This is a genomic window from Streptomyces sp. CRN 30, assembly GCF_034105845.1.
Genome location: NZ_JAVRHI010000116.1, coordinates 20,976 through 31,654, shown reverse-complemented (window position 1 = coordinate 31,654; position 10,679 = coordinate 20,976). Strand labels below are relative to the sequence as shown.

The 10,679-nt window shown below is 72.5% G+C and carries 7 protein-coding genes; 4 read left to right on the top strand and 3 right to left on the bottom strand.

Annotation, left to right across the window (positions count from 1 at the left end; genetic code table 11):
• Positions 1-257: helix-turn-helix domain-containing protein (locus UW392_RS11195; RefSeq protein ID WP_320774773.1), on the bottom strand; the 257-nt coding region annotated here is incomplete at its 3' end.
• Positions 258-614: 357 nt separating this feature from the next.
• Between UW392_RS11195 and UW392_RS11190 the strand changes: the two genes are divergently transcribed.
• Together UW392_RS11190 and UW392_RS11185 are read left to right on the top strand one after the other, a co-directional pair.
• Positions 615-2,495 (top strand): right-handed parallel beta-helix repeat-containing protein, encoded by a 1,881-nt coding sequence (locus UW392_RS11190; RefSeq protein ID WP_320774772.1) that lies wholly within the window; start codon positions 615-617, stop codon positions 2,493-2,495.
• A gap of 95 nt (positions 2,496-2,590) precedes the next feature.
• A complete protein-coding gene (locus UW392_RS11185; RefSeq protein ID WP_320774771.1) occupies positions 2,591-5,017 on the top strand; it encodes a glycoside hydrolase family 95 protein in 2,427 nt (808 codons plus the stop codon).
• Here UW392_RS11185 and UW392_RS11180 read toward each other — a convergent pair.
• Both UW392_RS11180 and UW392_RS11175 read right to left on the bottom strand, forming a co-directional pair.
• Positions 5,004-6,947: a glycoside hydrolase family 127 protein gene (locus UW392_RS11180; protein ID WP_320774770.1), complete on the bottom strand. Its 1,944-nt coding sequence runs from the start codon at positions 6,945-6,947 to the stop codon at positions 5,004-5,006. The genes UW392_RS11185 and UW392_RS11180 overlap by 14 nt on opposite strands.
• 24 nt (positions 6,948-6,971) lie before the next feature.
• Entirely contained in the window at positions 6,972-7,715 is a 744-nt protein-coding gene (locus UW392_RS11175; RefSeq protein ID WP_320774769.1) for a GntR family transcriptional regulator, read from the bottom strand.
• Between the two features lie 184 nt (positions 7,716-7,899).
• Here UW392_RS11175 and UW392_RS11170 point away from each other — a divergent pair, with 184 nt between their 5' ends.
• A complete protein-coding gene (locus UW392_RS11170; RefSeq protein ID WP_320774768.1) occupies positions 7,900-9,432 on the top strand; it encodes a pectinesterase family protein in 1,533 nt (510 codons plus the stop codon).
• Positions 9,433-9,443: 11 nt separating this feature from the next.
• The gene (locus UW392_RS11165) at positions 9,444-10,655 is read left to right on the top strand and encodes a hypothetical protein (RefSeq protein ID WP_320774767.1); all 1,212 of its coding nucleotides are present in this window, start codon (positions 9,444-9,446) and stop codon (positions 10,653-10,655) included.
• Positions 10,656-10,679 lie beyond the last annotated feature (24 nt).

Sequence of the window (10,679 nt, the reverse complement as noted above, 5' to 3'; positions counted from 1 at the left end):
CGCGGCCGGCCCGAGCGGGGCGCGTCGCGCAGCCCGGCCGCTCCGCCGCGCAGATAGCGCTCGCGCCACTTGGCCACCGTGGCCGGACTGACCCGGAGCCGCCGGGCGGCCTCCGCGACGGTCAGCCCTTCGGCACAGGCGAGGACGATCCGGCCGCGCAGCCGCATCGGCCCGGACGGCTCCCCCGTGAGGTCGGCGAGGACGGCCCGCTCCTCCTCGCTCAGCTGCGGAAACGCGGGAACTTCGGGAACGGGCATGGCGCCGCCCCTCCAGGGATGAGTGGACTTGTGACTCAGACGGTCCGAGGGGCGTCGTCGCGAAGTCAGCAACTTTTCGTTCTCGTCGACGTATTGACGGCACCTCGGCGCGAACATATTAACTATCGGTGCTCGATCGGTGACCCACTAGATCGTGCGGAGAGTGCCGCGCGGGCCGCGGGGACGTCCCCGGCCATGAGGCCACAGTCGGTCCGTTGCTGCCGGACCGGGCCCCGGACGCGGCGCGCCGCCCTGTCATGTCACCGCACCCCGTTTCCCGTACTCCCGTACTCGTACCCGCCCACCGTTCCACGGGCCGAACGACGCGTACCCACACCCTCGCGGCAAGGAGATCCCGTGTCCCTCATCCCCTCCAGACGACGAAGGTCGAGACTTCCGCTGCTGCTGGCCGCCGGTGCCCTGCTGGTCGCCGGCGCGACGCTCGACGCCCCGGACGCGACCGCGAAGCAGGCCGGCTGCACCGCCACCGAACTGTTCGTGTCACCCGACGGGAACGACAAGGCCAAGGGTACGAAGAGCCGGCCCTTCAAGACCGTCGAGGGCGCCCGCGACCACATCCGCGCCAAGGGCCTGAACCGCCCCGGCCGGATGCGCTGCGACATCAACGTCAACCTGCGGGCCGGCGACTACCCGCTGAACCGCACCGTCGACCTCGACGACCGCGACTCCGGCGCCGACGGCCACCAGGTCGTCTACCGCTCCTACGACGGCCCCGGCAAGGCCCGCGTCACGGGCGCGGAGCCGGTCACCGGCTGGAGCGAGTACAAGGACGGCATCTACCGCGCCGACGTCGGCACCGACCAGCCCTTCTACACCCTCTTCGAGGACGGCGAGCGCGCCACCACCGCCCGTTACCCGAACCGCAAGTCCGACGACGAGTGGGCCCCGTACCTGACCTCCGTCCTCAAGGAGCCGGAGAAGGAGGCCGTCCGCCAGTGGCTGTATTCCAACCCCGGTGAGTGGGACGCGAACTGGGACCTCAGCAACGCCCAGGCGGTGATCTGGTCCGGCGGCAGCTGGAGCTGGTTCACCGACACCGTCCCGATCCGGGACTGGAACGCCGCCAAGAACCAGATGACCCTGAAGTACTGGACCCGCTACGCCCTCATCAACTCCCGGGGCGGCTCCCGCTACTTCCTCCAGAACTCGCTGGACTTCCTGGACCAGGCCGGCGAGTACTACATGGACTTCAAGAAGGGCCAGCTCTACTACAAGCCGCGCGGTGACATCGACGACGTCACCTTGCTGCGCCCGACGGTAAAGACGCTGTTCAACCTGGCAGGTGTCTCCCCGGACCGGCGCGTGGAGAACGTCACCCTCGACGGACTCTCCCTCCAGTACACCGACTTCGTCGACTGGTACCGCTACGGCTGGATCAGCGACGGCGACTCCGGCGTCGCCCACAAGTACCCGGAGTACGACCGGCAGATCGAACTGCCCCGCAACCGCTTCGGCGCCGTCACCGTCACCAACAGCGCCGACGTCACCCTCTCCCGGCTGCACATGTCCGACACCGGCTACCACGCCGTGTACGCCCTGTTCGCCAACGACCGGCTCACCGTCCGCGACAGCCTGCTGGAGAACATCGGCGCCGACGGCATCAAGGTCGAGGGACCGTACCCGGGCGAGGGCAACACCTCGAACGGCCACACCCTGACCAACAACTACATCACCCACTACGGCGAACTGGTCCCCGGTGACGCCTCCGGCATCGAGTTGCAGAACACCGGCCACAACACCGTCAGTCACAGCCACATCAAGCACAGCGCCCGCTACGGCATCAGCCTCGAAGTCCGCCCCGAGGTGGAGCGCACCGACAACTACGCCCACGACAACACCTTCGAGTACCTGCGCATCGACGAGGCCGGGCTGGACAGCGGTGACATGGGCGCCTTCTACACCTACGGCGTCGACAACTTCGAACCGCACACCGTCGACAACCACGTCCGCCAGGTCGTCATCGGCGACGTGATCCCGGACAGCTCCATGCCCGACAGCGGCACCCGCGGCGTGCACATGGACGCCGGTGGCTGCGGCTTCAGCTTCGCCGACATCGAGGTCGGCAGGACCACCGACCAGTCCTACCAGAGCTACCAGTGCAACGAGGTGGCGAACGCCAACTGGGAGGACGGCTTCGACGCCTCCCGGATGGAGTACGACAAGATCGGCGTCACCGACGCCTTCCCCTACCCGCTGCCCGAGGGCGACACCCAGTAAGCCGGACGACCGGGACGGCGGCGCGCACCTCCACGGGCGCGCCGCCGTCCCCGCCCGCAGCCGCCCGTCCCCCCCGACCACCTGGAGGCACCCCCATGTCCGAGCTGTCACGCCGGCACGTCCTGGCCGCGGCCGGAGCGTCCGCCGCGGCGACCGCGCTGAGCACCGGCGCCGCGCAGGCCGCACCACGAGAGGCGGACGGTACCGCGGCGGCGGTGACGACCGGGGACAACCCCCTGCGCCTCTGGTACCGGGCCCCCGCCGCGGAGTGGCTGGAGGCACTGCCCGTCGGCAACGGCCGGATCGGCGCCATGGTGTTCGGCGGGACGGACACCGAACGGCTTCAGCTCAACGAGGACAGCCTCTGGGCCGGCGGACCGCACGACTACGCCCGCCCCGACGCCGTGAACCACCTCGACACGATCCGCCGCCTGGTGGTCGAGGAGAAGTGGAACCAGGCCCAGCGGCTCATCGACAGCAGTTTCATCGGCGCCCCCTCCGAACAGGTCGCCTACCAGGTGCTCGGCGACCTCCAGCTCACCTTCCCCGACACCGGCGAGGTCACCGGCTACGAGCGGGAACTCGACCTCACCACCGCGATCGCCCGCACCGCCTACACCCGCGGCGGCGTCCGGCACACCCGCGAGGTCCTCGCCAGCGCCCCTGACCAGGTCATCACCGTCCGGCTGACCGCCGACACCCCCGGCGCCGTCACCTTCACCGCCCGCTTCACCACACCCCAGCGGGGCGGCGACTCCACCGTCGACGGACACACCGTCGCCCTCGACGGGATCAGCGGCGACTGGTACGGCCTGCCCGGCTCGGTGCGCTTCCGCGCGCTCGCCCGCGCCCGCGCCGAGGGCGGCACGGTCCGCACCGACCAGGGCACACTGACCGTCGAGGGCGCCGACGCCGTCACCCTCACCGTCTCCCTCGCCACCAGCTACCGCAGCTACCTCGACGCCGACGCCGACGAGGAGGACCGCGCCCGCCGCCACCTCGAACCGGCCGCGCGCAGACCGTACGCGCAAGCGCGCGCCCGGCATGTCGCCGACCACCGGCGGCTCTTCGACCGGGTCGCCCTCGACCTCGGCCCGTCCGAGCGCACCGCCCTCCCCACCGACGAGCGCATCCCGCTCTTCGCCGACGGCAAGGACCCCCAGCTCGCCGCGGTCTACTACCAGTACGGCCGCTACCTGCTGGCCTCCTGTTCCCGCTCGCCGGGCCAGCCGGCCAACCTCCAGGGCCTGTGGAACGACAGCCTCAACCCGGCCTGGGAGTCCAAGTACACCGTCAACATCAACTTCGAGATGAACTACTGGCCGGCCGGCCCCGGCAACCTCGCCGAGTGCTGGGACCCGGCCGTCGAGATGGTCCACGAACTCGCCGAGTCCGGCGCCCGCACCGCGAAGGCCCTGTACGACGCGCCGGGCTGGGTGCTGCACCACAACACCGACGGCTGGCGGGGGACCGCCCCGGTCGACGCCGCCCAGTACGGCATGTGGCCGACCGGCGGCGCCTGGCTCTGCGTCATGCTCTGGGACCACTACCAGTTCACCGGCGACACCGCCGCCCTGCGCCGCAACTACCCGGTGATCAAGGGCGCGGTGGAGTTCTTCCTCGACACCCTCCAGGCCGACGCCAGGACCGGCTTCCTGGTCACCAACCCCTCCCAGTCACCGGAGGTCACCCACCACCAGGACGAGGGCGAGAGCGTCAGCATCTGCGCCGGCCCCACCATGGACATGCAACTGCTGCGGGATCTCTTCGACGCCTACCGGCAGGCCGCGAAGGTGCTGCACAAGGACGCCGGGCTCGTCGAACGCGTCACGGAGGTCCGCGACCGCCTCGCCCCCACCCGGATCGGCTACCTCGGGCAGATCCAGGAGTGGCTGGAGGACTGGGAGGAGGCGGCGCTGGTCCGCAGCCGCCACGTCTCCCACCTCTACGGTGTGTTCCCGAGCGCGCAGATCAACCCCCGCACCACCCCCGACCTGGCGGCGGCGGCCGTGAAGAGCCTGGAGCTGCGCGGCACGGCCGGGCAGGGCTGGTCCCTCGCCTGGAAGATCAACATGTGGGCGCGGCTGCTGGACCCCGCCCGCGCCTACAAGCACCTGGCCGACCTGCTCACCCCGGCCCGCACCGCGCCCAACCTCTTCGACCTGCACCCGCCCTTCCAGATCGACGGCAACTTCGGCGGTGTCTCCGGCATCACCGAGATGCTGCTCCAGAGCCACGCCGGAGAGATCGAGCTGCTCCCCGCGCTCCCGGACGCCTGGCCCACCGGCTCCTTCCGGGGGCTGCGGGCCCGCGGCGGCTTCGAGGTCGACCTGGCCTGGACGGCCGACGGCGTCACGCACGCCGAGATCCACTCGCTGCTGGGCAACCCGGTACGGGTGCGTACCCCGCACCGGGTGGACGTCCGGGGCGCCGACGCCGACCGCCCCGAGGAGAACGTGGTGTCCTTCACCACGCGCGAGGGCGGCCGGTACCGGCTCACACCCGACGTCAGCCGTCGATGAGCGGCGTCCACACCCGCATCGCCCCGTCACCGCGGTTGTCCCACTGGAAGTAGGGCACCGCGGTGGCGGTCACCGCCCCGCGGGTGTCGTCGGCGTGCGGCCCGCCGAGCGTGCGGTACGGCAGCCCCGCCTCGTGCGCACCGGTCACGGCCGCCGCCCGGGTCCGCAGCGTCACGGTGGGGCCGAGGCCGTCGAGGTCGGTGTGCGCGACCTCCTCGAAGACGGCGTCCCGGGGGAGCGCGAGGTCGTCCACGGCGACACCGTCGGGCTGGTCCGCCTGCTCGAAGCAGTAGACGAGCGGGCCCCGTTCGACGGCCGCGCAGCCGCGCACGGCGTCGATCCGCGGGTGCGGCAGGGTCAGCCGGGGCGTCATGTCGAGCCGCAGGGTCACGGTGTCGCCGGGCCGCCAGGTCCGCCGTACCACCGCGTACCCGTCCGGGTCGGGGGTGACGGCGAGGTCCTTGCCCTCCGGTGTGTCCAGGAAGGTGCGGGTGCTCCACGGCGGCACGCGCAGGGCGAGCGCCCAGGGCTCCTCGGGTGTCTCGGTGACGGTGACCGCGACCTCGCCCCGCCAGGGGTAGTCGGTCTCGGTCCTGAGCCCCACCCGGCCGCCGGCCAGCCGCGCGGTCAGGGTCAGCGGGGCGTACTGCTGGAGGTGGAGGGTGGGCACACCGGCGTGCCCGGAGGCGGTGAGGGCGTAGTGCTCCAGAGAGGCGACCAGCCGCGTCACGGCCGGCGGGCAGCAGGCCGAGAAGAACCACGCGTCGCGGCAGCGCGGGTCACCGACCGCCTCGGCGTGGTCGGGGCGTCGCTGGAGCGGGTTGCCCTTGTAGTAGGTGCGGCCGTCGGCGGAACGGGCCGCGGCGAAGGCGTTGTACAGGGTCCGCTCGATCAGGTCGGCGTACCGGGTGTGCCCGGTGGCCAGCAGCAGCCGCCAGCTCCACTGGATGCTCGCCGCCGACGCGCAGGTCTCGTTGTAGGACAGGTCGGGCGGCAGTTCGTAGCGCTCGCCGAAGACCTCGCCGACCTGCCGCGAACCGAGGCCGCCGGTGAGCGAGGTCCGGGTGGCGACCATGTCCGCCCAGCGCCGCGCGGACGTCCGGAGCAGGGTGGTGTCACCGGTCTCCGCGGCGACGTCGACGATCCCCGCCTCCAGGTAGAGCGAGCGCACCGCGTGCCCGGTGACGGCGGGCGCCTCGCGCACCGGGAGATGGTCCTGGCGGTGCCGCGCGCCGTGCCTGTGCGGGCCGACCAGGCCGCGCCCGCGCCGCTCCACCAGGGCGGACGCCAGCGCGAGATGACGCTCCTCGCCCGCCACCCGGTACAGCTCCACCAGCGCCGTCTCGATCCCGGGGTGACCGTCGAGGCCGGGCCCCTCGCCGTCGTCCAGGAAGACCTCGGCGAGATGCCGGGCGAACCGCTCCGCCACTCCCAGCAGCCGGGGAGCGGCGCCGAGTCCGGCGCGGTGCGCGGCCACCGCGGCCTGCGCCAGATGGCCCGCGCAGTACAGTTCGTGGCTGTCGACCAGCCGGGTGTAGCGCTCGCCCGGCTTCGCCACCTGGTAGTGCGAGTCGAGGTACCCGTCGTCCCCCTGGGCGCGCTCCAGCAACCCGACCGTGTCCTCGACGAACTCCGCGAGCCCGGGGTCGGCCGCGTACCGCAGCTCCCACGCCGCCGACTCCAGGACCTTGTACACGTCGGAGTCCATGTACACCGGGCCCCGGTAGGGCGCGTCGCCCTCCCCGGCGGCGGTCCGCAGGTTGTCCAGGTTGCCGGACCGCTCCAGCCAGGCGCGGGCCAGCGGCAGGCTCACGGCGCGGTTGACGTCCCGCCAGCGGCGCCACGGGCCGCCGGTCAGCTCGGTGTTCTCCAGGTGCGGTGGACGGTGGGCGGTGTGCGCGGCGCTGGTGGGTACCGCGGGTCCCGACATGGCTCTCCCCTGGGAGATGGGCCCTCAGATGGTGGGCCGGGCGAGAAAGGCGATGGTCTGGTCGCGCACGCGCAGGATGTGGGCCTCCAGCAGGTCCCGGGCCGCCTGCCGGTCGCCGCGCTCCAGCGCGTCGACCACGGCCCGGTGCTCCGCGACGGCGGTGTTCAGCCGCGCCGCGGTGATGGGGGCCTCCATGCCGGTCCGGGTCACGTGGATGCTCAGGTGCAGGTCGTCGTGGAGTTCCAGCAGCCGGGGGAGACCGCCCAGTTCCACCATGGCGCGGTGGAAGCGGCTGTCGTTCTCCCGGAAGTCGATGTACCGGGTGTGGTCCGCGACCGACTCCCGGGCCAGCTCGTCGGCCTCGTCCACCAGTTCCCGCAGCCGGGCCGGCGGCTCCCGGTCGGTGCGCTCGGCGAACAGCCGGAGGGCGTGCGACTCCAGCATCAGCCGCAGCTCGAAGAGTTCGTAGATACTGGAGAGCGAGGGGATGGCCACGGTGAAGCCGGCGACGGGATCGTAGGCCAGCAGACCGCGCTCGTAAAGACGGCCGACCGCGCTGCGCACCGGGGTACGGCTCATGCCGAGGCGCCGCGCGAACTCCCGTACGGGGACGGGCTGTCCGGGCGCGGGGTGCTCCTTCGTCAGCCAGTCCACCAGCGCCTTGCGGGCCTGTGTCTCCAGGCTCTCCTCGGACGCCGGCGAGGTCGACGAAGAGGTCGACGGCGAGGCCGGCTCCGGCCGGGCCGATGCCGCTTTCGGTGGGGTCATGCCGTCCTCCTGGCACTCCGCGACTGCTGTCCGGGCCACCGTACCGTTCGGTTCACTCGTCCGGCCCATGGTATGCCACTGGTCGGCGACGTGTCTGCCGGTTCGTGCCGGAGGGGTGTTCAGGGAGTGACTCATGTGCTTCCATCGCTGGCATGCCATAGGTATGCCGGAGGAGTCGGTTCCCATGCGATCGATGGCTCGTCAGCTCACCGCGCTCTTGTCGTTCTTGCCGCCGCAGCTGCGCCCCTTGCTGCGCGCGGGGCCGGCCCTCGCCGTGCTGCTCGCCTCCGCGGCCGTCGCCCCGCCCGCGTCGGCGGCGGACGGGGCGACGGTGGCGCTCGGCCCGAACGGCACCGCGTCGGCGGTCTGCGCCGACACCCCCCTTCGCCTGCGCTTCGCCGCCGACGTCACCCTCGGCACCGAGGGACGTCTGACGGTGCGCCGCGCCGCCGACGGCAGCGCCGTGGACACCGTCGACCTCGCCGACCCGGCGACGTACCGGCGCCTGATCGGCGGCGCCCGCTCCGACTTCGGCGAGCCGCACCGCTGGACCTACGAACCGGTCGTCGTCACCGGCCGCACCGCCACGGTCCTGCTGCACCGCACCCTGGAGCCGGGGGAGCGGTACTACGTCACCGTGGACCCGGGCTTCTTCCGGGGCCACCCCGGCATCGCCTCGCCGCACGCCTGGCGCTTCCGGACCGCCGACGGACCCCGCCCCGGCACCCGCGACCTGCGCGTCGACGCGCGCGGCGGTGGAGACTTCTGCACCGTGCAGGGCGCCGTCGACTCCGTACCCGAGGGCAACCGCCACGAGGTCCGCATCGACGTGGCCCCCGGCACGTACCGGGAGATCGTCTACGTCGGCCCGGACCGGCCGCACGTGAGCATCCGGGGCGCCGGGGCGTCCCGTACCGTCATCGGCTACCCCAACAACAACCTGCTCAACGGCGACTCCGCGATGGCCGGGGTGCCGCCCGAGCAGAGCTACTGCCCGCGCCGGGTGCTGCCCGAACCGGACCGGTTCAACTGCTGGCGGGCCGCGTTCGGCGTCGACGCGGACGACTTCCGGCTGCGCGACGTCACCGTCCACAACCTCACCCCGGAGGGCGGCTCCCAGGCCGAGGCGTTCCGGGGCAACGGCGACCGGATCGTCCTGGACCACGTGCGCGTCGTCAGTTTCCAGGACAGCCTGCGGCTCCAGGGACGGGCGTACGTCACCGGCTCCTACGTCGAGGGCGACGTCGACTTCCTCTGGGGGACCGGCGGCGTCTACGTCCGCGACTCCGAACTGAGGTCGCTGGACATCGGCTACATCAGCCAGATCCGCAACGCCGCCGGGGCGCCCGGCGCCGTCCTCGTCGACACCCGGCTCACCCGCGCGGACTCCGTCGCGGACGGCAGCGTGCTGCTCAGCCGCATCGACAGCCGCTTCCCGGCCAGCCAGGCGGTCTTCCTCGACACCGCCATGGACACCCACGTGGCGCCCGTCGGCTGGGGCCTGACCGGCTTCGACTGCTCGACCGGACAGGACCTGCGCTTCTGGGAGTACGGCAGCACGGATCTGGCCGGGACACCCGTGGACACCGGCGCGCGGCTGCCCTGCTCGCGGCAGCTGTCCGCCGCCGAGGCGCGCGAATGGCGCGACCCGGCCCGGCTGCTGGCCGGCTGGGACCCGTCCCCGGACACCGGACACGACCACGACCGCGACGACTGAAGGGGCCGTCCATGTCCGTCATCAGCCGCAGAGGACTGCTGGGAACCGCCGGAGCCACCGCGGCCGCCACCGCGCTCGGGGGCCCCGGCACGGCGTCCGCCCGACCGGGCACCGGGGCCGGACGCCCGCCCGCGCGGCCCCGTCCCGTCGCACCCGTCGACCGGGAGGCGGCCGCGGCCCACAGCGTCGACTACCGCGCCCTGCCCCAGCAGGCCGTCGGCGTCGACGTCGAACAGCTCATGACCGTGCACACCGAGGCGGACACCGCCCGCCTGCGGGAACGGCTCGTCGCCGAGGTGTGGAAGTCCGCCGGCGGACGGCTCCCCGACACCCTGCCCGACGTCGAACGGGACGTCACCGCACCCGAGCTGCCCGCCTTCACCGGCGTCCGCCGCACCGACCGGCTCACCGTGACCCTCCCCTACGGCCTGCGCTCCGTGTCCTACCTGCTGCTGCCGCGCTGGCCCGCCGCCCACGGCCGCTTCGCCCTCTACCACAACGGCCACGGCGAGACACCGGAGACGATGCTGCGCACCGCGCAGGCGCTCCTCGACGCCGGTTACGGCGTGCTGCTCTGCGCGATGCCGCTCTACCACTGGAACCCGAAGACCCTGCGCAGCCCCACCGACCCGGACACCACGGTGACCCTGGAGAACCACAACGACCTCGGCCCCTGGGAGACCGCCGCGTTCTCCACCCTCCGGTTCTTCCTGGAGCCCCTCGCGGTCGCCGTCAACCACGTACAGCGGACGTACCGGCCACCGTCCCTCCAGATGATCGGGCTCTCCGGCGGCGGCTGGGCCACCACCGTCTACCCGGCGCTCGACCCGCGCGTCACCCGCAGCTACCCGACGGCCGGCTCGCTGCCGTTCTTCCTGCGCTCCGCACCGCCCAAGCCGAGCCCCACCACCGGCGACTGGGAGCAGCGCCTGGACCGCCACCCCGTCTTCTACGGCATCAGCGACTTCCCCGACCTGTACGCGCTGGCCGCGGTCGGCGAGCACCGGAGCCAGCTCCAGATCCTCAACCGGTTCGACGCCTGCTGCTTCAACGGCGTGGCCCACCGCGCCTACGCACCCGTGGTGCGCCACCGGATCGAGGTCATCGGCAACGGCCACTGGGAGCTCCTCGACGACGCCACCCACGGCGAGCACACCATCAGCCCGCACGCCCTCGACGTCATCCTCTGGGACCTCGACGTGCGCTGCGCCGACCAGCCCTGAGCCCTTCCCCTAGGAGAGACACGG

Bases quoted from the DNA above. Each gene is read 5' to 3' on its own strand.
- UW392_RS11185 (WP_320774771.1), top strand. From the start codon at position 2,591: ATGTCCGAGCTGTCACGCCGGCACGTCCTGGCCGCGGCCGGAGCGTCC.
- UW392_RS11175 (WP_320774769.1), bottom strand. From the start codon at position 7,715: ATGACCCCACCGAAAGCGGCATCGGCCCGGCCGGAGCCGGCCTCGCCG.
- UW392_RS11170 (WP_320774768.1), top strand. From the start codon at position 7,900: ATGCGATCGATGGCTCGTCAGCTCACCGCGCTCTTGTCGTTCTTGCCG.
- UW392_RS11165 (WP_320774767.1), top strand. From the start codon at position 9,444: ATGTCCGTCATCAGCCGCAGAGGACTGCTGGGAACCGCCGGAGCCACC.
- UW392_RS11180 (WP_320774770.1), bottom strand. From the start codon at position 6,947: ATGTCGGGACCCGCGGTACCCACCAGCGCCGCGCACACCGCCCACCGT.